Origin of the sequence: Klebsiella sp. K-3, assembly GCF_051207495.1 — a bacterium.
GTDB classification, from domain to species: Bacteria; Pseudomonadota; Gammaproteobacteria; order Enterobacterales; family Enterobacteriaceae; genus Klebsiella; species Klebsiella aerogenes.
On record NZ_JBPNXF010000018.1, the window covers coordinates 1 to 24,354 of the forward strand.

A 24,354-nucleotide genomic window follows, 5' to 3' on the forward strand; every position below is an offset into this window, starting at 1 on the left:
AGCCCGTACTTTCGTACGAGCTCTCATCTCGAATATGGCGGTGAGGGGGGGATTCGAACCCCCGATACGTTGCCGTATACACACTTTCCAGGCGTGCTCCTTCAGCCACTCGGACACCTCACCATATTGTCTTTCCCGTTGTTGCTGGGAACGGGCGCTAATGTAGGGAAATACGTATCTCCCGTCAATCAACTTTTTTAAAAAAAGATGCGTTTAGCCAAACTTCAAACAACTTGCTTCTTAAACGCGCGGTAATCGTTTTTTTTGTCGCCATTCTCTTTATTGCTCGATAGCGATGCGGAATTTGTTATGCTGGCAAACCAATACAAAACAAAGAGTAAAACACGACGCAAACCTCAACCTACTCACGCGTCAGTAATCAGGAGTCATTATGGAGATTATTTTTTACCACCCAACGTTCGATACCCCATACTGGATAGCAGAACTGGAAAAACATCTGCCGGGAGCGCGCGTTCGTGAGTGGAAACCTGGCGACAATCAACCAGCCGACTATGCGCTGGTCTGGCATCCACCGGTAGAAATGCTGCAAGGCCGCGAATTGAAAGCGGTTTTTGCCCTCGGCGCAGGCGTGGATTCCATTCTTAGCAAGCTGCGGGAACATCCGGAAATGCTGCCGCTTTCGATTCCGCTGTTCCGCCTCGAAGATACCGGCATGGGCCTGCAAATGCAGGAATATGCGGTAAGCCAGGTGCTGCACTGGTTCCGCCGCTTTGATGATTATCAGGCGCTGAAGCAGGAATCCCGCTGGCAGCCGTTGCCGGAATATCGTCGCGAGGATTTCACTATTGGTATCATGGGGGCAGGGGTGTTGGGCGGCAAAGTCGCGGAAAGCCTGTTGCGCTGGGGTTTCCCGCTGCGCTGCTGGAGCCGTAGCCACAAATCCTGGCCGCAGGTTGAGAGTTTTGCCGGTCAGGAAGAACTGGGCGCGTTTCTACAAGAAACCCGAGTGCTGATCAACCTGTTGCCCAATACGGCCGAAACCGTCGGCATCATTAATGAAAGCTTACTTTCTCAACTTCCGGATAACAGCTATGTTCTGAATCTCGCCCGCGGCGTGCATATCGTTGAGCCGGATTTACTGGCGGCGCTTAATAGCGGCAAACTGAAAGGGGCGATGCTGGATGTCTTTAGCCGCGAACCGTTGCCTAAAGAGAGCCCGCTGTGGGCGCATCCGCGCGTGGCCATGACGCCGCATATTGCCGCCGTTACCCGTCCGCAGGAAGCAATTGCCTATATCGCCAGCACTATTAGCCGCCTGGAGCGGGGTGAAACGGTCAGCGGGCAGGTCGACCGCCAGCGCGGCTACTAATCGATAACCCCGCTACGGCGGGGTTTTTACTGATCATGACTCCTGATTCCTGCTATTCTTGCCACAAATAGAGGAGGAGATTGTGATGTATCCTGTTGACCTGCACATGCATACCGTCGCCAGCACCCACGCCTACAGTACCCTGCATGACTATATTGCCGAGGCCAAACGTAAAGGCATTAAACTATTTGCGATAACCGATCACGGCCCGGATATGGCAGATGCCCCGCACTACTGGCATTTCGTCAATATGCGTATCTGGCCGCGTCTGGTTGATGGCGTCGGCATTCTGCGCGGTATTGAAGCGAATATCAAAAATACCCAAGGTGAAATTGACTGTACCGGGCCAATGCTGACTTCGCTGGATCTGATCATTGCTGGATTTCATGAGCCAGTATTCCCGCCCCAGGATAAAGCCACTCATACTGAAGCGATGATTGCCGCGATTGCCAGTGGCGCCGTCCACATGATTAGCCATCCTGGAAATCCGAAGTTCCCAATCGATATTCCAGCGGTAGCCGAAGCGGCGGCAAAGCATCATGTGGCGCTGGAAATTAATAATTCCTCATTCCTCTCATCGCGTATTGGTAGTGAGGATAATTGCCGGGCGATCGCCGCCGCCGTGCGTGATGCGGGTGGTTGGGTGGCGCTGGGTTCGGACTCGCATACCGCCTTTACCCTTGGCGAATTTACCGAATGCCGCAAAATCCTTGACGCGGTGAATTTCCCGGAAGAGCGGATCCTAAACGTCAGTCCGCGTCGACTATTGAATTTCCTCGAATCACGCGGAATGCCGGCGATTGCGGAATTTGCAGACCTTTAATTTGAACCACTGGAACATATTGTATGAATGAATTTTCAATCCTCTGTCGCGTGCTGGGCTCGCTGTACTATCGTCAGCCGCAGGATCCGCTGTTGATGCCGCTGTTCACGCTGATTCGCGATGGCAAGCTGGCCGCCAGCTGGCCGCTGGAACAGGATGAATTACTGGAGCGTCTGCAGAAGAGTTGTGATACCCAGCCGTTAACCGCTGATTACAACGCCCTGTTCGTTGGGGAAGAATGTGCGGTCTCGCCTTATCGCAGCGCGTGGGTTGAAGGTGCAACTGAAGCGGAAGTTCGTGGTTTTCTGACGCAACACGGCATTCCTACTGGCGAAGGTCCAACCGATCATATTGGATCCTTACTGCTGGCCGCATCCTGGCTTGAAGATCATGCCTCGGATGACGAAAGCGAAACGCTGGAAACGTTGTTTGCCGATTATCTATTGCCGTGGTGCGGCACCTTCCTTGGAAAAGTGGAAGCGCATGCGCAAACTGCATTCTGGCGCACCATGGCGCTATTAACGCGTGAAGCGATTTCCGCGATGTGGGATGAACTACAGGAAGAAAACGACGAATAAATGTGACACATGTCACTTTTGATGTGAAACAGCAAACTCACGCATTCATATTGTGTGTTCTGGATCGCATTTGGTTGCCGCGTATCTGCTATGATACGCGGCATGAACATACTCTTCGCAATCGCACTCACGACGGGCATTCTCTCCGGCATTTGGGGATGGGTGGCGGTCTCACTTGGCCTGCTGAGCTGGGCCGGATTCCTCGGCTGTACGGCCTATTTCGCATGTCCACAAGGCGGCCTGAAAGGGCTGTTGATTTCCGCCTGCACGGTCATGAGCGGCGTGATATGGGCGCTGGTGATTATTTACGGTAGCGCGTTGGCGCCGCAGCTGGAAATCCTCAGCTATGTGATGACCGGAATAGTCGCTTTCCTGATGTGCATTCAGGCGCGCCAGCTGCTGCTCTCTTTTGTTCCCGGAACCTTTATCGGCGCCTGCGCGACGTTTGCCGCGAGCGGCGACTGGCGCATTGTCGTGCCGTCTCTGGCGCTGGGATTGGTCTTTGGCTATGCCATGAAAAATAGCGGGCTGTGGCTGGCGGCGCGAGCGGCAAAGAATAAATCTTTGGCTAACGATCACGTCTGATTTTCTTCACATTTCCTCGATGACGGGAGCAAGCTTCCCGTCACGCCCTACATGAAAGCCTTTTCGCATCAACCCCTCTTCGATTGTTTTTTCCTCTTAATGCAGACATTTTGAGCAAACAAACCATAATAATTTGATACCGTTTGCAAAAACGAAGAGAAAAAAGTATCAACAGGTACTTCATATATATACTGATTTTGTATGTAGTTGCTTGTATTCAACTGCGCTCATGGATGATTTGTAAGGTTTTTTTGACCGTTACGCAGAGGGGTTTTGCCGTGAAAAAAATGACTGGCGTACTACTTGCTACAGTTTGTTTCCTTCCCGCTTTATTGACTTTTTCGACTACCTCTAGCGCCGCAAGCGGCGTGATTCGTTTCCACGGCGGCGTTGTCGAACCGCCTTGTCAAATTCGTTCTTCAGAAGATCAGGTCTCGATGGCCTGCGCTAAGCAGAAGTCAGTTACTTTTTCTGCTCAGCAGGTGGCCCGAGGGGATCTGCAACATGCCAATATCAAATCTACGCAATTAACCTACATTAATCCTCAGCACACTAACGCTATCCTCGAAGTGAATTATCGTTAACAGTACAGCCCCTGCCGGACCCGCAGGGGTTTTCCCGTCTCTCACCTGATATTCCCACGCAGATTTTTTGTAGCAAAATCAAGATGAATCGATTTTGTTATCAAAAAGAAAACAAAAAGTAATATATTTGTGTTTTATAACGCAATCATTGCCTTGCCGTAGTCTGGCGGCGCAGTGCGCTCAGGGATGGCCTGTTGCTTCTTTGCTATTCATACAGAGGAGTTTGCCGTGATAAAAAAAATCCACGCCTTAGCGGTGCCATGTCTGATGTTGTCATGCTTATTTGGCTCAGTGAATGCCGCGCCGACCGGCGGCGTTGTCGCCATTTACGGGCAGGTCGTTGACCCCTCCTGCGAAGCCAATAGTGTGGGCGATAAGATTGAAATGGCCTGTCCGCGGCTGCGTACCCATACGGTTTCGCCGCAGGTGCTGACGACGGGGAATTACAGCAATGACGCCGTCCATTCGGCACAATTAAAGTATATTGATCCGCAACATACCCGCGCTATCCTCGAAGTGAATTATCGCTAAATACTGGCCCTCAGGCTTCCGCCTTGGGGGCTATCATGCCATAGTAGACATCACGCTAGGTATGAAGACGTTTGCCGACAGGAGGGGGAAATGGTTGTTCAACCTGAAGTGGTTCTCGGCGATATTACGACGTTGCAGGTAGATGTTATTGTCAACGCGGCCAACCCATCGTTACTGGGCGGCGGTGGCGTTGATGGCGCCATTCATCGGGCTGCGGGTCCGGAATTACTGGCCGCCTGCAAAATAGTCCGTCAGCAGCAGGGCGAATGTCCGCCCGGGCATGCGGTTATCACCAGCGCCGGTAATTTACCGGCCAGCGCGGTGATTCATGCGGTCGGTCCCGTCTGGCACGGCGGCGGCGAGCAGGAAGCTGAATTACTGGCGGATGCCTATCGCAATAGTCTGTTGCTGGCGGCAGCCAATAATTATCGTTCTATTGCTTTTCCGGCTATCAGCACCGGCGTATATGGCTATCCGAAACAGGTGGCGGCGGAAATTGCGGTAAAAACGGTGAATGCTTTCCTCACCCGATATAATCCGCTGGAACGGGTCTATTTCGTCTGTTTTGATAAAGAAACGGCGGAAATTTATCAGCGATTATTACAGGCAGAATGAATCGTGATACCGACAGCGCGCGGGCGCGCTGTCGGTTGCAGATTTTAGTTAACCGACACCGGCGCTTTCGCCGGTTTTTGTTGCGGTTTACCTGAGAACAGGAAGCGCAGCAGCGGAATACGAAGATGGATTTCGTACAATATCAGCGCAATCCCCACCACAAATACCAGTCCGGTGATAAAACCTAACAGGTTCGATTTTATTATCGGCGTAATCCATGCCCCATACAGCAGGGTGAGCGGATGGTGCACCAGGTAGATAAACAGCGAAGCGTTGACGAAGTAAGTCACCCGAGCGGACTGGAAGTTAAGCAGGCGGTGGCCCAGTGAGAAGACCACGTTTACCATCCACAGCCCCAGCACCATCGTAATCACCGATTCGGTTTCATACATCCAGCCATCGCCAGAACCATACTGCTGGTTAAGACGATAGGCGATAAAGCCCAGCAGTGCCCCAACAAAACACCAGGGTGACGAGGTGGTGAACATCGCTTTTAGCCGCGGATTGATGAACGTCTGCGCGCCGAGAATGAAGAACGGCAGATAAAACAGGGTCTGCATAACGATAAAGTTAAACAGTCCGTTGCTGAGAATCGGCGGGTATACGATAAAAATGGTGCGACGGATCACCGCATACAATACGCCAAGTCCCAGAAAAATCAGCGATAATTGACTGAATGTGACGGTGTCACCGAAGCTGGCGGTCTGCGTTTTTCGCCGATTGGCCAGCCACTTAAACAGCACTACCCCGGCGGTGGTCAGCACCACGAGCACCAGCAAAAACCACAGATGGGAGATAAGCTCCCAGGCCAGGGTGTTGAATTTGTCATAGCCGGAGAGCGTATGCCAGTCCTGGGCTTTACCATTGACGTATTGCAGCATCAGAAACTGCGGCAGGGTGAGCAGCGGGATCGCGGTGAGCATCGGGATGCCAACTCGCTCTACACGCACTTTCCACCATTTCTTCAGCGGATAGCGGAGAAAGAGCATGTATGAGAAATAGCCGGAAATAACAAAGAAGACCTGCATACGGAAGGCATGGATAAAATCGTTGAACAGCGTTAGCCCCCAGGAGGGCTCCAGGCTATTCACATGCCAGCTGTGGCTGGAGTAGATAAGTGAGATGTGAAACGGGATCCCCAACAGCATCAGCCAGGCGCGGATACTGTCGAAGAAATATTCACGTTCTACTGGTGTTTTATTCATAAATTCACAACAATCTCAGACAATTCGTCTTATCACTCAGGGCGATAACGGTTACATTGCCAGCAACCCTACATGAACTCAGGGTATCTGTCTCCAGGATAAGTACGCAAAGTGCAATATGGGACAGAGAACTGTTTATTCCCTGGTCCGCTAAGCTGAACAATGCAGGGATTATGTTGTCGGATTGCCTGAGTTTCCATTAAAATAGATCGGATCGATTTAAGCACACAAAGGGGGAAGTGCTTACTTACTATGAAACATAAACCACAGATGATGAAAATGCGTTGGTTAAGCGCAGCCGTAATGTTGTCCCTGTGTACTTCATCTGCATGGGCATTCAGCATTGATGACGTAGCAAAACAGGCGAAAACGTTAGCCGGGAAAGGCTATGAAGCGCCAAAAAGTAACCTGCCCTCCGCCTTCCGCGATATGAAATACGCGGATTACCAGCAAATCCAGTTCAATCACGATAAAGCCTACTGGAATAATCTGAAGACCCCATTCAAGCTGGAATTTTACCACCAGGGCATGTATTTCGACACGCCGGTTACTATTAATGAAGTGACCAGCACCAGCGTACGTAAAATTAAATATAGCCCGGATTATTTTAATTTTGGCAATGTTCAGCACGATAAAGACACGGTGAAAGACCTTGGTTTCGCCGGTTTTAAAGTACTGTATCCGATCAATAGCAAAGACAAGAATGACGAAATCGTCAGCATGCTCGGGGCCAGCTACTTCCGCGTTCTGGGCCAGGGTCAGGTCTATGGGCTTTCCGCCCGCGGCCTGGCTATCGATACCGCGCTGCCGTCCGGCGAAGAGTTCCCTCGCTTCCGCGAGTTCTGGATTGAGCGTCCGAAAGCGACCGATAAGCGCTTAACTATCTACGCGCTGCTGGATTCCCCGCGTGCGACCGGCGCCTATCGCTTTGTGATTATGCCCGGGCGCGACACCGTGGTTGATGTGCAGTCGAAGGTTTATCTGCGCGACAAAGTCGGCAAGCTTGGCGTGGCGCCGTTGACCAGTATGTTCCTGTTTGGGCCGAACCAACCGTCGCCGACCACCAACTATCGTCCGGAATTACATGACTCCAACGGTCTGTCGATTCTTGCCGGTAACGGCGAGTGGATCTGGCGTCCGCTGAATAACCCGAAACATCTGGCCGTCAGTAGTTATGCGATGGAGAACCCGCAAGGGTTTGGCCTGCTGCAGCGTGGCCGCCAGTTCTCCCGCTTTGAAGATCTCGACGATCGTTACGACCAGCGCCCGAGCGCGTGGATCACTCCGAAAGGCGACTGGGGTAAGGGTAAAGTCGAATTGGTTGAAATCCCGACCAACGATGAAACCAACGATAATATCGTCACCTACTGGACCCCGGATCAGCTGCCGGAACCAGGCAAAGAGATGAACTTCAAGTACTCTATTACCTTCAGCCGCGATGAAGACAAACTGCATGCGCCAGACAGCGCTTATGTGGTGCAGACTCGCCGCTCAACCGGTGATGTGAAGCAGTCTAATCTCATTCGCCAGCCAGATGGCACCATCGCTTTCATCGTTGATTTCACCGGCGCTGACATGAAAAAAATGGCGGCGGATACCCCGGTAACGGCGCAGGCGAGCATCGGCGATAACGCCGAAATCGTGGAAAACTCGGTCCGCTATAATCCGGTTATCAAGGGTTGGCGTATGACCCTGCGCGTGAAAGTGAAAGATCCGAAGAAAACCACGGAAATGCGTGCGGCGCTGGTCAATGGCGATCAGACGCTAAGCGAAACCTGGAGCTATCAGCTGCCTGCCAATGAATAAGATAACGAATTATATCGACGCATTGCCGCTGTCGGATGCAGAAAAAGCCGCATTACCTGATACGAGCCTGCAAGCCGTACATGAAGCGCTTGACGCAGAGCATCATCATTTTTCGCGCGATGAAGATTCCCCATTAGGATCGGTAAAAGCGCGGCTGGAGCATAGCTGGCCGGACTCTCTGGCCGGCGATCAGCTGGTGAAAGATGATGAAGGACGCACTCAGCTTCATGCGATGCCGAAAGCGAAACGTTCCTCGATGATCCCCGACCCGTGGCGTACCAACCCGGTAGGCCGCTTCTGGGATCGTCTGCGTGGCCGTGATGTGACTCCGCGCTATCTCTCTCGTCTCACGCAGGAAGAGCGCGAAAGCGAACAGAAATGGCGTACCGTCGGCACCATTCGCCGCTATATTTTGCTGCTGCTGACGCTGGCGCAAACGGTGGTGGCCACGTGGTATATGAAGACCATCCTCCCTTATCAGGGATGGGCGTTGATCAATCCATCCGATATGGTTGGCCAGGATCTATGGGTCTCCTTCATGCAGCTACTGCCGTACGTGTTGCAGACCGGTATCCTGATCCTCTTCGCGGTACTTTTCTGCTGGGTCTCGGCCGGTTTCTGGACCGCGCTGATGGGCTTCCTGCAACTGCTGATCGGGCGTGATAAATACAGTATTTCGGCATCCACCGTTGGTGACGAGCCGCTGAACCCGGAACACCGGACGGCGCTTATTATGCCAATTTGCAACGAAGATGTTGACCGCGTGTTTGCCGGCCTGCGCGCCACCTGGGAATCGGTGAAAGCGACGGGTAACGCTGCGCATTTTGACGTTTACGTGCTAAGCGACAGCTACGACCCGGATATTTGCGTTGCCGAGCAAAAAGCGTGGATGGAGTTGATTGCCGAAGTGCAGGGTGAAGGCCAGATCTTCTATCGTCGCCGTCGCCGTCGCGTGAAACGTAAAAGCGGCAACATCGATGATTTCTGCCGTCGCTGGGGTAGCCAGTATAGTTACATGGTGGTGCTCGACGCTGACTCAGTGATGACCGGCGAGTGCCTGAGCGGGCTGGTGCGCCTGATGGAAGCGAATCCGAATGCCGGGATCATCCAGTCTTCGCCGCGCGCCTCTGGTATGGATACCCTTTATGCGCGCTGCCAGCAGTTCGCCACCCGCGTGTACGGCCCCCTGTTTACCGCCGGGCTGCACTTCTGGCAGTTGGGTGAATCGCACTACTGGGGTCACAACGCCATTATCCGCGTGAAGCCGTTCATCGAACACTGTGCGCTGGCGCCGCTGCCGGGCGAGGGTAACTTTGCCGGTTCGATTCTGTCGCATGACTTCGTGGAAGCCGCGCTGATGCGCCGTGCGGGTTGGGGCGTATGGATCGCCTACGATCTGCCGGGCTCCTATGAAGAGCTGCCGCCGAACCTGCTGGATGAGCTGAAGCGCGACCGTCGCTGGTGTCAGGGTAACCTGATGAACTTCCGCCTGTTTCTGGTGAAAGGGATGCACCCGGTACACCGTGCGGTGTTCCTGACCGGCGTCATGTCTTATCTGTCGGCGCCGCTGTGGTTTATGTTCCTCGCGTTGTCGACGGCGTTGCAGGTCGTGCACGCCCTGACCGAGCCGCAATACTTCCTGCAGCCGCGTCAGCTGTTCCCGGTATGGCCGCAGTGGCGTCCAGAACTGGCTATCGCGCTGTTTGCCTCGACCATGGTACTGCTGTTCCTGCCGAAACTGCTGAGTATCATTCTGGTGTGGTGCAAGGGGCCGAAAGAGTACGGCGGCTTCTTCCGCGTGACGCTTTCCCTGCTGCTGGAGGTGCTGTTCTCGGTGCTGCTGGCGCCGGTGCGCATGCTGTTCCACACCGTGTTCGTGGTCAGCGCGTTCCTCGGTTGGGAGGTGGTGTGGAATTCACCGCAGCGCGATGATGACTCAACGCCCTGGGGCGAGGCCTTTATGCGTCACGGTTCGCAGCTGCTTCTGGGTCTGGTTTGGGCGGTTGGTATGGCGTGGCTGGATCTGCGTTTCCTGTTCTGGCTGGCGCCTATCGTCGTGTCGCTAATTCTCTCTCCATTTGTCTCGGCGATTTCCAGCCGCGCGACGGTAGGTCTGCGTACTAAACGCTGGAAATTGTTCCTGATCCCGGAAGAGTATTCGCCGCCGCAGGTACTGAAAGATACCGATGCTTACCTGACTCTGAACCGTCAGCGTTCGCTGGGCGATGGCTTTATGCATGCGGTGTTTAACCCATCGTTCAACGCCCTGGCGACGGCAATGGCAACGGCGCGTCATCGCCACGGTCGTATTCTGGATATTGCCCGTGAACGCCACGTTGAGCAGGCGCTGAATGAAACGCCTGATAAACTTAACCGCGATCGTCGTCTGGTTCTGTTAAGCGATCCTGTAACGATGTCGCGTCTGCACTACCGCGTGTGGAACTCCCCGGAGAAATATTCTTCCTGGGTGGGAGAGTATCAGAAACTCACGCTGAACCCGCTGGCGTTGAAAACGAAGTAAGCCGTACGTTAAGGAAAATACCGGCAATTGTGCCGGTATTTTTTTGCCTGAGAGGAAGTGAATGAGAATATTTGTGCTTATCGCCATGACGCTGGTACTCAGCGGCTGCGGCAGCATTATTAGCCGTACGGTACCGGGGCAGGGCCATGGCAACCAATATTATCCCGGCGTACAGTGGGATGTTCGCGATTCAGGCTGGCGCTATCTGACCATTCTCGATCTGCCATTCTCGCTGGTATTTGATACGCTGTTGCTGCCGTTAGACGCCAGCCATGGTCCCTATGAGTAATTAACGCTCGTCCCACTCATCGGCTGCCGTCTGCCCCTCTTCGGTATCCAGGGAAGGCTCCAGCTGAAACTCGCCTTCATCCCATTCGTGTAGCGTATTTTCTTCCACCCACTCCTGGCGTAGCTCGATTTCGTCATAATCACCGTCAAATACGCTTTGCGCCGCTTCACCACTGAGCATGGGGAGACACTCGCCTTCTTCATCTTCGCTGGCGAAGAATTCAGCCCGCCAGGCGATATCACCGTCCTGGAGTACGTACTTCTGCATATTGAACTGTTCGATATCGGCAGTTTCTTCATCGCTATCGGGATTATCGGCCAAAAACTCTTCCCGGGCGGCGTCGATTGCCTCTTCGAGCGTGGCGTAGAAAACTGATTCCGTTGACATAGCTAACCCCCTAAGAAGAATGAAAAAGGAACACGTTTCAATCTATAGAAGGCGGTTAGCCTGGCGTCAAGGCAGAGAAGCGCTGAAGCGCTTAATTTACCGAACGTTTACCCGAGTCTCCGTCATCCGCTGAAGCGCTATGCCGTGGGCGACGTAGACTGATGGTCGAGTAAAAAGCGTTAAACAGGACGACGCAGGCGGTGACGAGGAACACGGCGCGGAAGCCGTAGTTGGCCGAGACCGAGGCGCCGATTAACGGCCCGGTGACGTTGCCAATATCGCGAAACGACTGGTTATAGCTAAAGATACGCCCCGATATCTGGCTGGTGGAGTTGTACACCAGCAGAGTTTGTACGGCGGGTAATAGCGCGCCGTCGGCGGCGCCGAGCAAAAAGCGCAGAATACCCAGCTGTAGCGGCGTCTGAACGAATGACATTGGGACCAGCAGCAGTACGGAAATAACCAGGGCAACGATCAGGATCTTCTCCGGCCCAATACGATCGCCGAGCTTGCCTAAACGTGGCGCGCTCAGCAGGGCGGCAATGCCGGGTACGGAGGCAATCATACCGCTAATAAAGGCGATATTGCTGACGTTACCCGCCAGGTCGCGCACGTAGAGCGTCAGGATCGGCGCAATGGAACCCGTCGCCACCTGGATAATCAATGAGGTCACGAACAAGCTGAGCACCAGTTTAGGGTTCTTGAGCGAACCGAAAACGTCCCTGGCATTGAGCATCTCTTTTTTGTTCACCGGAACAAAGTTTTCGCGAATCAAAAATAGGGTGAACAGGAAGCAGATAAACAGCACCGTGGCGGTCATGAAGAAGACGGTGCGCAAACCCCAGTGGTCGGCAAGGAAACCGCCCGCCAGCGGGCCAAGGAGGGCGCCGCTTACCGCGCCGGTTGAAAGCGTTCCTAGCGCCCAGCCGCTTTTCTGACGCGGGATCTGGGTCGCGATCAGCGCATTGGCATTGGGGATAAAACCGCCCAGTAAACCCAGCAGCGCGCGCAGGATCAGGAATTGCCAAATGTTTTGCGCCATGCCCATCAGCATCATGACGATGGCCATCCCCAGCGCTGAACGCAGCAGCATAATCTTACGCCCTTTACGGTCGGCCAATCCGCCCCAGAACGGCGAGGCAACGGCGGAAAACAGGAAGGTAATGCTAAACACCAACCCTGACCACATATTCAGCGCGCTATGGCCGGTCACACCCAACTGTTCGACATAGAGTGGCAAAAAAGGCATCACGAGGCTAAAGGCGGCGCCGGTTAAAAAGCAGCCAAGCCAGGTGACGGTAAGATTTCGTTTCCAGTTAATAGGCGTATCAGCAGACGACATAAGGTCTCACTGGCCCGCGGCGCGGGTCAAAATAAAGGAAAATATGAGCCTGCTAATTATGCGCCTGAGAAATGGTTGTCGCAATGGAGCGTAGCTTTTAAAGCTAAAGGAGTATTAAAAAGGATCGGCGGTAAAAATATATCCGGGCAGGGGACCACCCGGATGATGAGTCAATCAGTAGCGCGAAGGCACGCCTTCCGGACGCGTCTTAAAGCGACGATGCAGCCACATATATTGCTCTGGCGCCATCATGATGCATTGTTCGACGATTTTGTTCATCCATGCGGCGGTGGTCTCCGCGTTATCCAACGGCGGATCGCACTCCGGCGGCAGCATGATGAGCTCATAGCCTTTGCCGTTTGGTTTGCGGCGCGGAACAAATGGCACAATGCAGGCTTTGGACATTTTCGCCAGCATCCAGGTACCCGAAGTGGTGGCGGCCTGGTCGACGGCGAACAGCGGCGCGAAGACGCTGGCGGTCGGGCCGTAGTCGTGATCCGGGGCGTACCAGACCACTTCGCCTTTTTTCAGCGCGCGGATCATGCCTTTGAGATCTTTACGGTCAATCATATCTTTGTTGGAACGCAGGCGGCCCCAGGTCTGCAGCCAGTCGATAACCGGATTGTCATTCGGGCGATAGACGCCGATACCGGGTTCGTTCATGCCGAACATGCGCGCGCCCATTTCCAGCGTCAGGAAATGAATACCAATCAACAGAATGCCGCGCTGTTGTGCCTGCACGTCGCGGACATATTGGAAGCCGATGGTGTCTGTCCAGCGCGCAATGCGTCGGGTTGGCCAGAACCATGCCATCCCGGTTTCCATCAGGCCCATGCCGACGGACTCAAAGTTTTGTACTACCAGTTGATAACGCTCTTGCTCGCTCTTCTCAGGAAAGCAGAGTTCAAGATTGCGATAAGCGATTTTTGCGCGGCGTTTCATAAAACGCATTGCCAGGCGACCAATGGCATTACCGAGACGGTAGATAACCGGATAAGGGAGTTGGACAACTAACCACAACAGGCCTATGCCCAGCCAAAGCAGCCAGTAGCGCGGATGGAGCAGCGCGGCGGAAAATTTCGGTAAATGGGTCATTTCATACCTGTCTGATTTAACAACGCGTTCTATTATCGCATTTTTTTGCGCTGCCGCCAAAAGCAGTCTCCTGCTGAAGCAGATTGTTAACGGCTGAAAATTGCGTGGCTGAAATGTAGCGTAAAATGTAGGGATGTAAATTAAAGGTGTTTGCTATATGATGCCCGCCGTTTATTTTACTCATTTCCTATGTCGAGCAGGTACACCATGCCAGTGTTACACAACCGCATTTCAAATGAGACGTTAAAGGCGCAGATGCTGGCTGAAACCGAGCCGCGCACGACGATCTCGTTCTATAAATATTTCACTATCGTTGACCCGAAAGCGACCCGCGACGCCCTGTGGCTGGCGCTGACTAAGCTGAATGTCTTTGGCCGCATCTATCTGGCCCATGAAGGTATCAATGCGCAGATCAGCGTGCCGGAAAGCAAGGTCGCGGCGTTACGTGAGTTTCTCGATGGTTTTGACCCGGCGCTGAAAGGGTTACGTCTGAATATCGCGCTGGATGATGACGGTAAATCCTTCTGGGTCCTGCGCCTCAAGGTTCGCGACCGCATTGTGGCCGACGGTATTGATGACCCGACTTTTGATCCCTCTGACGTGGGCGAGTACCTGAAAGCGGCGGAAGTGAACGCGATGTTGGACGATCCGGACGCGGTATTCATCGATATGCGCAACCATTATGAATACGAAGTCGGTCACTTCGAGAACGCGATGGAAATTCCGGCGGATACCTTCCGCGATCAATTGCCGAAAGCGGTTGAGATGATGCAGGAGTACAAAGACAAGAAAATTGTCATGTACTGTACCGGCGGCATTCGCTGTGAGAAGGCCAGCGCCTGGATGAAGCATAGCGGTTTCAATAAGGTATGGCATATTGAAGGCGGGATTATCGAGTACGCGCGCCGCGCCCGTGAACAGGGCTTGCCGGTACGCTTTATCGGTAAGAACTTTGTTTTTGACGAGAGAATGGGCGAGCGTATTTCTGATGATGTGATTGCCCACTGCCATCAATGCGGCGCACCGTGCGACAGCCACACCAATTGCCTCAACGACGGCTGCCATTTGCTGTTTATTCAGTGCCCGGCTTGTGCCGAGAAATTTGCCGGTTGCTGCAGCGAAGCCTGTATGGAAGAGCATAAACTGCCGGAAGAGGAGCAGCGCAAATTGCGGGCGGGGCGAGAAAATGGCAATAAGATTTTTAATAAATCCCGCGGCCGTCTTAATACCAAACTAGGTATCCCGGATCCCGACCCGTCAGTAAAACCATAACCAGATGAGGTCGATTACTGCTAGCAGCAGCCACAGCGCGAGATAAATCATAAAGTGCTCGCGTACGTTGTTGACTAACCAGTGGTACAGGCGACGCATACACGCTCTCTGAGATGAAACGGCCTCAATCGAGGCCGTTTTGTTTTATAGCTGGCTATTATTGTGAAAATCGCGCCAGCGAGAAGGGAGTCAGATCAAACTCCGTCGTTTCACCTTGCGCAAATTGCGTCGCAATTTCGCCAAGTACCGGCGCAAACTTGAAACCGTGACCGCTTAAACCGGTAATGAGTAATGTATTGTCGTGACCGGGAAGGGTATCAATGATGAAATCTTCATCTGCCGTATTATCGTATGTGCAGGAGGCACCGTGCAGGCAGCCGCCGATTCCGGGCAGTACATTGCGCAGGAAATTGAACGACTCAGAGCCATCGCTGGCGACAGCGCCAAACGGTTTCCGCTCGCCCGGCTCGGAAATCAGCTGGCCGCCATTATGCTTGCCGATCTTCAATTCGTTGTCTTCCGCCGGGAAGCCATAATACTGATCGCCATTCGGCAGCTCGCCGGTGAAAGCCGGGAAGTTATTTTTCGCGCTATAGCGACCATCGGCCTGGAACCAGGCGAAGACTTTACGTACCGGTTGAATGGGCAGTTCCGGCAATAATTTTGTTACCCAGGTCCCGGCGCTGATCAGCAGTTTTTTGCCGCTGTAGCTACCATCGGCGGTATCAATGGTCACGCCGTCGGTGTGATGGTGAATTGCGGTAACCGGGCAGTTGAACAGTTGGGCGCAGCCCGCTTCGCGCGCCAGGCGAATCCAGGTTTCTATCGCCAGCTCGCTGCGTAACACGCCGGAAGCCGGTTCAAAAATAGCCCGGTAATCTTGCGGGATACGAATCTCCGGCCAACGTTTCATAACCGCCTCAGCATCCAGCTCTTCCACGTTAAGCTCAAACTGACGCGCGCTGTGGGCTACGTTATTGAGAAAATCGGAGCCGGCGGGGCCAAGGTTAATAACCCCGGTTTTTTCGAATACGGCCTCGCCGCTACTTTGCGCGAATTCGTCCCATAGCTGCTGGGCGCGTAGCACCAACGGCACGTATCTTTCGCCCTCGCCATAAGCGTGACGAATCAGACGCGTGTTGCCATGGTGGCTGCCTTCCAGGTGCGGCGGTTTGTGGGCATCGGTCATCAGGACATTCAGACCGGCGCGGCGGGCGTAATAGCCGGCGGCAGCGCCAACGGAGCCGCTACCGATAATGATGAGGTCGTATTGCATGGTGAGTTCCGGGTTATTGTTTTATTAGCAGGGTAATTAACATCAGCCGGATGTACAAGCGCGAAAAATAATTCAGGCACCCGCAGGTGCCTGTTCAGTGAATATTTAGACATCATCGGTGATGCTAATGTCTGCGATACTCATTTGCCTGGTAATCGCCAGATTCTATCTTCGCTATTCCTGCTTCCAGAATAGAAATAAACTGACGTGCGACATCCGTCGTTAGCCATAGCGTCTGGCCAATTTCTGCTTCTTTATCGCTTTCTTGGGTGGGGTTTTGGTAGTGCAGGCGCAACATCAGCGCATCGTAGCTATCAACGGTGCTGATGTCCCATCCGACGAGGGGATGGGTCTGGATGACTTCATTATTCTTTTCCATCATAACCCCTTATTCATATGTTAAAAGACAACAATTCTCGAGGTTTAATGCTTGTTTTCTGAAGCAGGTTAATTATATCAGCAGTTAAGTGCAAACTCGAGAAAATAAATAATTAGAGACAAATTTTACGCTGATCGGTGGTTTTTTGCGCGGATTTCATCCTGGGGCTCATTATTTTTTAAGGAATTTATCAGGATATTAAGGAAAGTCTTAGTTATAAGCGGAGATAAAAAAGCCGGGGCGACCCGGCAAAAAAAAAGCACAATGAGGGAGCAAATTGATTTTGCGTAAGCAAACCCGGAGGCTTAGTCGTGGATAAACCAATCGTCGGCGCTTTCCCAGGTTTCCTGCAGGATTTCGCTAATCCGGTCTTTGTCTTCTTTCAGGCCACCGATGACAGATAAATTATTGCCGGCGGCGTAACGTACCGTGACCTGGTTTTCTCGTTCCGGATAATGTTGAGCGATACGCTTAGCGAGTTCGTTATTCAGCGCTTCCAGCGCGCCGCTGGGTAAGGCTGTGGTTTTGGCAATTGACACTTCGATGCGCATAATGGCCCCCTGGGTAATATACTGTTTATTTATACAGTAACACTTGCGCATTTACAACAGGGGGCAAAAAACTTTATTTTTTCATCGTCCAACGCACGGTTTCACCGGCCAGGAACGGCACCAACGTATCGCCTGGAAGAGCGATACTTTCGGCAACGGTGCTCTCTTCACGTACCAGTTCAACGTAGCTTTCATTCACCGGCAGGCCGTAGAAACGCGGGCCATTCAGCGAGCAGAAAGCCTCAAAATGCTCCAGCGCATTCATCTCTTCAAAGACGGTGGCGTAGCTGCCGAGCGCGGTGGGGGCATTGAAACAGCCCGCACAGCCGCAGCTGGCCTCTTTACGGTGGCGCGCGTGCGGGGCGGAGTCTGTGCCGAGGAAGGCGCGGCTGAACCCGCTGGCGACCAGTTCACGCAGCGCCTGCTGGTGGACGTTTCGCTTGAGGATCGGCAGGCAGTATAGATGCGGACGAATACCGCCAACCAGCATATGATTGCGGTTAAACATCAGATGCTGCGGCGTGATGGTGGCGGCCAGCAGTTCGTTGCCGTCGCGCACGTATTCAGCAGCATCTTTGGTGGTGATATGTTCGAAGACCACTTTTAACCCCGGCAGCCGTTTGCGCAGCGGTTCCATCACCGTCTCGATAAAGCGCGCTTCGCGATCGAAGATATCGATATCAGCATGGGTAACTTCGCCGTGCACCAGTAGCGGCATGCCCAGTTTTTCCATCCGTTCCAGTACCGGCATGATGGCGTCGGTGCTGGTTACGCCGTGACTGGAATTGGTAGTGGCGTTTGCCGGGTAGAGCTTGGCTGCGGTGAACACGCCTTCATGGAAACCGCGCTCCAGTTCGTCCGGGTCGAGCGTGTCGGTCAGGTAGCAGGTCATCAGCGGCGTGAAATCATGCCCGGCGGGAATTGCATCGATGATGCGCTGGCGGTAAGCAATGGCAGCAGCGACGGTCGTTACCGGCGGTACCAGATTCGGCATCACGATCGCCCGGCCATAAAACTCACTGGTGTAAGGCACGACGGTTTTCAACATATCATCATCGCGTAAATGAATATGCCAGTCGTCAGGGCGGCGGATTTTCAATACCTGGGGTTGTGCTGTCATGGAAGGCTCCGGCTAATTGGTTCAGTCATCAGGGCTGTTTTTTGCCGGGCACTAAGGATAAGCGTAAACGTTTTCCTTTGCACTCATTTCCGTAAAAAATTAAGGGCGCCATATTCAGCGCCCTTATCGTTTAGTCAGTGAAGGGGATGATTATCTCGCCCGGTTTCACTTCGATGCCTTTAGCGTATTTCTTCGCTAAGGCTTCGCCGGTGCTGGCATCTTCACGCAGAACGTAGGCCGGTTGCTGGTTGAAATAGCTTCGCAGCGACTGATTCAGATAAGGGATCAGCGTCTGTACCACGGAGGTGAGCTTTTCCGGCTTAACTTTCGCATCGACGACTTCCATTTCACGCAGATAAATCGCGCCTTGCTCTTTATTGAACACCGGCAGCGCTTTGAGCTTCAGGTCGATGGTCGCTTTCTGATTGCCAAACAGCGAATTCAGATCCAGATTAGCGGTTCCGCTCAGCGCCACTTTATTCGGCTCTTCACGACCGATGGCGCTGGTCAGGTTTTGCAGTTCAATATGCGCATCCGCTACGCCAGGTAGGCCGATATCTTTGGCGAAGTGATTACGTTTCTGCAGCGCCTGGTTAATCTCCTGCTCGCTAACGGAGTATTGCGTAAGCTGGTTACATCCGCTCAGAAGGCCGCCGACAATCAGCGCGGCCGCGATCAACATCTTTTTCATTGGGTTCCTTAACGTCATGCCATAGCTAATCCTGACACAAAGCAGCATGGTCTGCTAGCCCCGCTTGTACTAGCGGAAAATGCTGAAAAAAAGGATTACCACTTTGGCCGAGCGTCAGGTGCGCGGTTCCAGCATGCCGGAAGCCGATCGTTTTTGGCTGAACTGCCACCACAGCGCAATGAATGTCGCAAAGCCGATAATGCCCAGCATCAGCCACGGCAGCTCGGGCTGATTGAGCACTTTACCGGCGTCAAACAGCCAGCCGCCGCCGGCGTACCCCAGCGCGCCGCCGAAAGCCAGTCCAAGGCGGCTGAAACCCATATAGCTGCCGCGAGCGCGGGCATCGGCCAGTGACGCGCCCAGCGTTTCGCGCGCGGGTTCGGCAATGATTGAGCCGATATAAAAGATACAGATTAGGGTAAACAACTGCTGCAGTGTGCTGGTTAAGCCAATCGGCAGCATCGCCGCCGTCATCACCAGCAAACCCGCCATCAGACGATGCTCGAGGCGAAAACGTTTCTCGCTCCAGCGGGCGATGGGGTACAGCAGCGTCAAGGAAATTGTCGCTTCAATGGCATACATCCATTTCACCGCCGCCGGAGAGCCTGCAATATCGTTAACCATAATCGGCAGCATGAGCATCACCTGCACGGCCAGCATGTAGTAACCGGTCAGGGTCAGCACGTAAGTGACAAAGCGCTTATCGCGTAACACCAGCCCCAGTCCTTCGCGGATTGGCGTTTTGACCGTCGAGAGTTTCCATGCCGGCAGATACCAGGCGTTAAACGCGGCACAGGCAATAAAGAGCGCTGCCCCTGCGCTGCACACCAGACGGAAATCGTACTGTAAGAGCCAACTGCCCAGCAGAGCGCCGATGACCGCGCCGGCGCTATCCTGCATCATCAGGATAGAGAAGAAGCGACCACGTTGATGCGGGCGCACCAGTTTGACCACCAGCGCCGCTCGCGGCGGGTCGAACAGGGTGCCGCCGAGACCGGACAAAATGCATGAAAGCCAGAGCACCCAGGGCTCATGGGCGACGGCCATCGCCGCGAAACCGCCGGCGCGCATCAGCATCCCGGTGACAATCATCGGTTTGGCGCCGAAACGGTCGGCAATCGCGCCGCCGAAGATGCCTAAACCTTGTTGCACCAGTTGACGTAGACCGAGGGCAATACCGACCATCAGCGCCGCCCAGCCCATTTGGTCGACAAAACGGATCGATATCAGGGGGAATACGACAAAAAAGCCGAGCACAACCAGCATGTTATCGACCAACAGGAAATATTTACCCAGGCTCCTTGCCTGCGATACGCGGGACATTTCCCCTCCAGGGAAAAAGAAAGATAAGCTTAGATATTCTGCGGTGGCGGCGGTTATTTTCCCAGCATACTGGCGACAATATTTTTTTATCAAAAAGCAAGATCGATTGAGGCTATTCATCGAAAAACGGAGGTGGTGCAGAAAATGGTATGTTGCTGTTTTCCCACCTTCACTCAGGGAAGGTATAGTGAAAGATATCAGTTTGGGGCAGGGAACAGGAGTGAGGAATGTTTGGCTATCGCAGTAACGTACCCAAGGTGCGTTTGACGACGGACCGGCTGGTGGTGCGGCTGGTTCACGATCGTGACGCCTGGCGTCTGGCCGATTACTACGCGGAAAATAAAGGGTTCCTGAAACCCTGGGAGCCGGTGCGCGATGAAAGCCACTGTTATCCCTCCGGCTGGCAGGCGCGGTTATCGATGATTACGGAGTTTCACAAACAGGGTTCGGCATTTTATTTCGCGCTACTCGATCCTGATGAGAAAGAGATTATTGGCGTAGCGAATTTCTCAAACGTGGTGCGTGGTTCATTTCATGCCTGCTATCTCGGCTATTCCATTGGTGAAAAGTGGCAAGGGCAGGGGCTGATGTTTGAAGCGCTGACCGCGGCGATTCGCTATATGCAACGTACGCAGCATGTCCACCGCATCATGGCCAACTATATGCCGCATAACAAACGCAGCGGCGATCTGCTCGCCCGGCTCGGATTCGAAAAAGAGGGTTACGCAAAGGACTACCTCCTCATTGATGGACAATGGCGAGATCACGTATTGACGGCGTTAATGGCCACTGACTGGACCCCAGGGCGCTAAGGAGACAACATGAAATATCAGCTAACCGCGCATGAAGCGCGCATCATTGGTTGTCTGCTGGAGAAGCAGGTAACCACGCCGGAACAGTATCCACTATCAGTGAATGCGGTGGTTACCGCCTGTAACCAGAAAACCAACCGCGAGCCGGTGATGTCGCTGGCGGAAAGCGATGTCCAGAGTTTGCTGGATGAGCTGGTTAAACGCCACTACCTGCGTACGGTAAGCGGTTTTGGCAACCGGGTAACCAAATATGAACAGCGCTTCTGCAATTCCGAATTTGGCGACCTCAAATTAACGGCGGCGGAAGTCGCCATCGTCACGACGCTGCTGCTGCGCGGCGCGCAAACGCCAGGCGAGCTGCGTAGCCGCGCGCAGAGGATGTATGAATTCCGCGATATGGCCGAGGTGGAAAGCACGCTCGACAATTTGGCCAGTCGTGAAGACGGTCCTTACGTCGCGCGCCTTCCGCGCGAGCCGGGTAAACGCGAAAGCCGCTATATGCACCTGTTTTGTGATGACATGGATTCGCTCATTACCGTCGTGGAAGCCGTGTCCCCGCCGAATGACGATTTGCAGGCGCGCGTTGAGGCGCTGGAAAGTGAAGTCGCTGAGCTCAAAATACGTCTTGATTCCCTGCTGGCTCATTTAGGAGAGTAACCGTGACGGCGAAATTACGTGTTGGCGTGGTGGGGCTTGGCGGCATTGCACAAAAGGCATGGCTGCCGGTGCTTGGCGCCGCTGATGGCTGGACGCTGCAGGCCGCCTGGTCGCCGGGGAAAGAGAAAGCGTTACGCATCTGCGAAACCTGGCGTCTGCCTTATGCCGAGTCTCTGGATGCGCTGGCGGCGCAATGTGATGCGGTATTTGTTCATACATCAACCGCTTCACATTATGAAGTGGTTCATCATCTGCTGAATGCAGGCGTTCATGTTTGCGTGGACAAGCCGCTGGCGGACAAGCTCAGCGAAGCCGAATCACTGGTTGAACTGGCAGCGCGTCGGCGTTTAACGTTAATGGTGGGATTCAATCGCCGCTTTGCGCCGCTGTATCGTGAATTGAAAGCGCATCTCAATGATGCGGCGTCATTGCGCATGGATAAGCACCGTAGCGATAGCGTCGGCAAAGAACTGCGTTTTACCCTGCTGGATGATTATCTGCATGTTGTTGATACCGCACTGTGGCTGGCAGGAGATAAGGCGCGGGTGAATGGCGGGATCCTGCAAACCACTTCTCAAGGGGAAATGCTCTACGCCGAGCATCACTTCAGCGCGGGGCAACTGCAGATAACGACTAGCATGCATCGTCGCGCCGGAAGCCAGCGTGAGTGGGTGCAGGCGGTAACCGATGGCGGACTGTATGAGGTGAGCGATATGCGCGAGTGGCGTGAAGAGCGGGGCAGCGGAATCTTGCAGCGCCCGGCACCCGGCTGGCAAACAACGCTTGAGCAGCGCGGATTCGACGGCTGCGCACGGCACTTCATTGAATGCGTGCAAAATCAGACGGTTCCGGAAACCGCCGGCGAGCAGGCGCTTTTAGCCCAGCGGATCGTGGAAAAGCTCTGGCGTGAAGCGATGAGCGAATAACTGGTTGTAACAACTGACAGTAGTAATTCATTGCGAACCCGGTAGACTATCGCCACTTTCCAGCGCCCGCTTTTGCGGGCGTTTTACTCCATGGGTTGTGGAATAAGACAGTAATGAATCTATTAAAATCATTAGCGGCAGTCAGCTCGATGACCATGTTCTCGCGCGTGCTGGGGTTCGCCCGCGATGCTATCGTCGCGCGTATTTTTGGCGCCGGGATGGCGACCGACGCCTTTTTCGTGGCCTTCAAACTGCCAAACCTTTTGCGGCGTATTTTTGCCGAAGGCGCCTTTTCTCAGGCCTTTGTGCCGATCCTCGCTGAATATAAAAGCAAGCAGGGCGAAGACGCGACGCGGGTGTTCGTCTCCTATGTTTCCGGGCTGTTGACGCTGGTTCTGGCGCTGGTCACCGTGGCGGGGATGCTGGCTGCGCCATGGGTGATTACCGTAACCGCTCCGGGCTTTGCCGATACGCCGGATAAATTTGCCTTAACCACCCAACTGCTGCGTATCACCTTCCCCTATATTTTATTGATTTCGCTGGCGTCGCTGGTGGGGGCTATCCTTAACACCTGGAACCGCTTCTCGGTTCCCGCCTTCGCGCCGACCTTCCTTAACGTCAGCATGATTGGTTTTGCCCTGTTTGCCGCGCCTTATTTTCATCCGCCAATGTTGGCGATGGCCTGGGCGGTCACGGTTGGCGGTATCCTGCAACTGGCGTACCAACTGCCGCATCTGAAAAAAATCGGTATGCTGGTGCTGCCGCGGGTTAATCTGAAAGATGCCGGGGCGATTCGCGTGGTCAAGCAGATGGGGCCGGCGATCCTCGGCGTATCCGTCAGCCAGATTTCGCTGATTATCAACACCATTTTCGCCTCCTTCCTGGTCTCAGGTTCGGTCTCCTGGATGTATTATGCCGACCGTCTGATGGAGTTCCCCTCCGGTGTGTTGGGCGTGGCGCTGGGGACCATTCTGTTGCCATCGCTATCAAAAAGTTTCGCCAGCGGCAATCACGATGAGTACTGCCGACTGATGGATTGGGGGCTGCGCCTGTGCTTCCTGTTGGCCTTGCCAAGCGCGGTTGCCTTAGGCATTCTCGCCAAACCGCTGACGGTATCGCTATTCCAGTACGGTAAGTTTAACGCTTTTGATGCGGCGATGACCCAGCGCGCGCTGGTGGCTTATTCGGTTGGTCTGATGGGGCTTATCGTCGTGAAGGTGCTGGCGCCGGGCTTCTACTCGCGCCAGGATATCAAGACGCCGGTTAAAATCGCCATTGTTACCCTGATTATGACCCAGGTAATGAACCTGGCGTTTATTGGTCCGTTGAAGCATGCCGGTTTGTCGCTGTCTATTGGTCTGGCCGCGTGTCTGAACGCCGCGCTGCTTTACTGGCAACTGCGTAAGCAGAAAATCTTCACCCCGCAGCCGGGCTGGTTCGTCTTCCTGCTGCGTCTGGTCATCGCGGTGCTGGTCATGGCGGCAGCGCTCGTCGGCGTGATGTATCTGATGCCGGAATGGTCGCAGGGGACGATGCCGTTCCGCCTGATGCGTCTGATGGTAGTGGTAGTCGCCGGCGTTGTCGCCTATTTCGCGACCTTGCTGCTGCTCGGCTTCCGCCTGAAAGAGTTTGCCCGCCGCACGATTTAAATTCATC

Annotated in this window: 26 protein-coding genes and 1 tRNA gene; 15 read left to right on the plus strand and 12 right to left on the minus strand. The window is 53.9% G+C overall.

Going from position 1 to position 24,354, the window contains the following annotated elements; genetic code table 11:
* Positions 1–35: 35 nt before the first annotated feature.
* Positions 36–123, minus strand: a tRNA-Ser gene (locus ACSEMK_RS22520).
* Positions 124–391: 268 nt separating this feature from the next.
* Between ACSEMK_RS22520 and ghrA the strand changes: the two genes are divergently transcribed.
* The 7 genes from ghrA to ymdB all read left to right on the plus strand — a co-directional run bounded on the left by ghrA (position 392) and on the right by ymdB (position 5,046).
* Positions 392–1,330: a glyoxylate/hydroxypyruvate reductase GhrA gene (gene ghrA / locus ACSEMK_RS22525; protein ID WP_213793811.1), complete on the plus strand. Its 939-nt coding sequence runs from the start codon at positions 392–394 to the stop codon at positions 1,328–1,330.
* An 85-nt stretch (positions 1,331–1,415) separates the two neighbouring features.
* Entirely contained in the window at positions 1,416–2,153 is a 738-nt protein-coding gene (locus tag ACSEMK_RS22530) for a phosphatase (RefSeq protein WP_015367224.1), read from the plus strand.
* 23 nt (positions 2,154–2,176) lie between these two features.
* Entirely contained in the window at positions 2,177–2,731 is a 555-nt protein-coding gene (locus ACSEMK_RS22535; RefSeq protein ID WP_435336647.1) for a TorD/DmsD family molecular chaperone, read from the plus strand.
* Positions 2,732–2,833: 102 nt separating this feature from the next.
* Complete coding sequence (locus ACSEMK_RS22540) at positions 2,834–3,316, plus strand: DUF1097 domain-containing protein (RefSeq protein WP_080961886.1); 483 nt, start codon at positions 2,834–2,836, stop codon at positions 3,314–3,316.
* A 287-nt stretch (positions 3,317–3,603) separates the two neighbouring features.
* Positions 3,604–3,900: a fimbrial assembly protein gene (locus ACSEMK_RS22545; RefSeq protein WP_228302313.1), complete on the plus strand. Its 297-nt coding sequence runs from the start codon at positions 3,604–3,606 to the stop codon at positions 3,898–3,900.
* 228 nt (positions 3,901–4,128) lie between these two features.
* Positions 4,129–4,431, plus strand: coding sequence for a type 1 fimbrial protein (locus ACSEMK_RS22550; RefSeq protein ID WP_213316687.1), 303 nt, complete (start codon positions 4,129–4,131; stop codon positions 4,429–4,431).
* A gap of 90 nt (positions 4,432–4,521) precedes the next feature.
* Positions 4,522–5,046 (plus strand): O-acetyl-ADP-ribose deacetylase, encoded by a 525-nt coding sequence (ymdB, locus tag ACSEMK_RS22555; protein WP_430915486.1) that lies wholly within the window; start codon positions 4,522–4,524, stop codon positions 5,044–5,046.
* A gap of 44 nt (positions 5,047–5,090) precedes the next feature.
* Here the strand turns inward: ymdB and mdoC are convergent, their stop codons facing one another.
* Positions 5,091–6,251, minus strand: coding sequence for a glucans biosynthesis protein MdoC (gene mdoC / locus ACSEMK_RS22560; protein ID WP_213793810.1), 1,161 nt, complete (start codon positions 6,249–6,251; stop codon positions 5,091–5,093).
* Positions 6,252–6,503: 252 nt separating this feature from the next.
* Here mdoC and mdoG point away from each other — a divergent pair, with 252 nt between their 5' ends.
* The 3 genes from mdoG (at position 6,504) to ACSEMK_RS22575 (ending at position 10,867) form a co-directional block, all read left to right on the plus strand.
* Positions 6,504–8,057: a glucans biosynthesis protein MdoG gene (gene mdoG, locus ACSEMK_RS22565; RefSeq protein WP_045393624.1), complete on the plus strand. Its 1,554-nt coding sequence runs from the start codon at positions 6,504–6,506 to the stop codon at positions 8,055–8,057.
* On the plus strand, positions 8,050–10,578 hold the full coding sequence (mdoH, locus tag ACSEMK_RS22570) for a glucans biosynthesis glucosyltransferase MdoH (protein WP_113374206.1): 2,529 nt from the start codon (positions 8,050–8,052) through the stop codon (positions 10,576–10,578). The genes mdoG and mdoH overlap by 8 nt, the downstream gene beginning before the upstream one ends.
* A 61-nt stretch (positions 10,579–10,639) precedes the next feature.
* Positions 10,640–10,867 (plus strand): YceK/YidQ family lipoprotein, encoded by a 228-nt coding sequence (locus ACSEMK_RS22575; protein WP_087858019.1) that lies wholly within the window; start codon positions 10,640–10,642, stop codon positions 10,865–10,867.
* On the opposite strand, the gene ACSEMK_RS22580 is transcribed toward ACSEMK_RS22575, so the two are convergent.
* The 3 genes from ACSEMK_RS22580 to ACSEMK_RS22590 form a co-directional block, all read right to left on the minus strand.
* Positions 10,868–11,254, minus strand: coding sequence for a MysB family protein (locus ACSEMK_RS22580; protein ID WP_087858018.1), 387 nt, complete (start codon positions 11,252–11,254; stop codon positions 10,868–10,870).
* A 91-nt stretch (positions 11,255–11,345) separates the two neighbouring features.
* The gene (gene mdtG, locus ACSEMK_RS22585) at positions 11,346–12,596 is read right to left on the minus strand and encodes a multidrug efflux MFS transporter MdtG (protein ID WP_213316691.1); all 1,251 of its coding nucleotides are present in this window, start codon (positions 12,594–12,596) and stop codon (positions 11,346–11,348) included.
* A gap of 174 nt (positions 12,597–12,770) precedes the next feature.
* A complete protein-coding gene (locus tag ACSEMK_RS22590) occupies positions 12,771–13,691 on the minus strand; it encodes a Kdo(2)-lipid IV(A) acyltransferase (protein ID WP_430915487.1) in 921 nt (306 codons plus the stop codon).
* 207 nt (positions 13,692–13,898) lie between these two features.
* Between ACSEMK_RS22590 and ACSEMK_RS22595 the strand changes: the two genes are divergently transcribed.
* Positions 13,899–14,963: a rhodanese-related sulfurtransferase gene (locus tag ACSEMK_RS22595; RefSeq protein WP_087858015.1), complete on the plus strand. Its 1,065-nt coding sequence runs from the start codon at positions 13,899–13,901 to the stop codon at positions 14,961–14,963.
* Here the strand turns inward: ACSEMK_RS22595 and ACSEMK_RS22600 are convergent.
* From ACSEMK_RS22600 to mdtH, 7 genes are all read right to left on the minus strand, one after another.
* Positions 14,949–15,062 carry a YceO family protein gene (locus ACSEMK_RS22600; RefSeq protein ID WP_015367210.1) on the minus strand — a complete coding sequence of 38 codons (114 nt, stop codon included), beginning with the start codon at positions 15,060–15,062 and terminating at the stop codon, positions 14,949–14,951. The genes ACSEMK_RS22595 and ACSEMK_RS22600 overlap by 15 nt on opposite strands.
* A 58-nt stretch (positions 15,063–15,120) precedes the next feature.
* Positions 15,121–16,239 (minus strand): N-methyl-L-tryptophan oxidase, encoded by a 1,119-nt coding sequence (gene solA, locus ACSEMK_RS22605; RefSeq protein WP_430915488.1) that lies wholly within the window; start codon positions 16,237–16,239, stop codon positions 15,121–15,123.
* 124 nt (positions 16,240–16,363) lie between these two features.
* Positions 16,364–16,618 (minus strand): biofilm formation regulator BssS, encoded by a 255-nt coding sequence (bssS, locus tag ACSEMK_RS22610; protein WP_015367208.1) that lies wholly within the window; start codon positions 16,616–16,618, stop codon positions 16,364–16,366.
* 305 nt (positions 16,619–16,923) lie between these two features.
* Entirely contained in the window at positions 16,924–17,169 is a 246-nt protein-coding gene (gene dinI, locus ACSEMK_RS22615) for a DNA damage-inducible protein I (protein ID WP_087858013.1), read from the minus strand.
* A 73-nt stretch (positions 17,170–17,242) separates the two neighbouring features.
* On the minus strand, positions 17,243–18,289 hold the full coding sequence (gene pyrC, locus ACSEMK_RS22620; RefSeq protein WP_113374203.1) for a dihydroorotase: 1,047 nt from the start codon (positions 18,287–18,289) through the stop codon (positions 17,243–17,245).
* Positions 18,290–18,419: 130 nt separating this feature from the next.
* The gene (locus ACSEMK_RS22625; protein WP_087858011.1) at positions 18,420–18,980 is read right to left on the minus strand and encodes a lipoprotein; all 561 of its coding nucleotides are present in this window, start codon (positions 18,978–18,980) and stop codon (positions 18,420–18,422) included.
* Between the two features lie 114 nt (positions 18,981–19,094).
* Positions 19,095–20,303 (minus strand): multidrug efflux MFS transporter MdtH, encoded by a 1,209-nt coding sequence (gene mdtH, locus ACSEMK_RS22630; protein WP_015367204.1) that lies wholly within the window; start codon positions 20,301–20,303, stop codon positions 19,095–19,097.
* Between the two features lie 227 nt (positions 20,304–20,530).
* Between mdtH and rimJ the strand changes: the two genes are divergently transcribed.
* From rimJ to murJ, 4 genes are all read left to right on the plus strand, one after another.
* On the plus strand, positions 20,531–21,115 hold the full coding sequence (gene rimJ, locus ACSEMK_RS22635) for a ribosomal protein S5-alanine N-acetyltransferase (RefSeq protein ID WP_430915489.1): 585 nt from the start codon (positions 20,531–20,533) through the stop codon (positions 21,113–21,115).
* Between the two features lie 9 nt (positions 21,116–21,124).
* Entirely contained in the window at positions 21,125–21,772 is a 648-nt protein-coding gene (locus tag ACSEMK_RS22640; protein WP_430915490.1) for a YceH family protein, read from the plus strand.
* A 2-nt stretch (positions 21,773–21,774) separates the two neighbouring features.
* Positions 21,775–22,698 (plus strand): Gfo/Idh/MocA family protein, encoded by a 924-nt coding sequence (locus tag ACSEMK_RS22645; protein ID WP_087858009.1) that lies wholly within the window; start codon positions 21,775–21,777, stop codon positions 22,696–22,698.
* Between the two features lie 113 nt (positions 22,699–22,811).
* Positions 22,812–24,347 carry a murein biosynthesis integral membrane protein MurJ gene (murJ, locus tag ACSEMK_RS22650; protein WP_015367200.1) on the plus strand — a complete coding sequence of 512 codons (1,536 nt, stop codon included), beginning with the start codon at positions 22,812–22,814 and terminating at the stop codon, positions 24,345–24,347.
* Positions 24,348–24,354 lie beyond the last annotated feature (7 nt).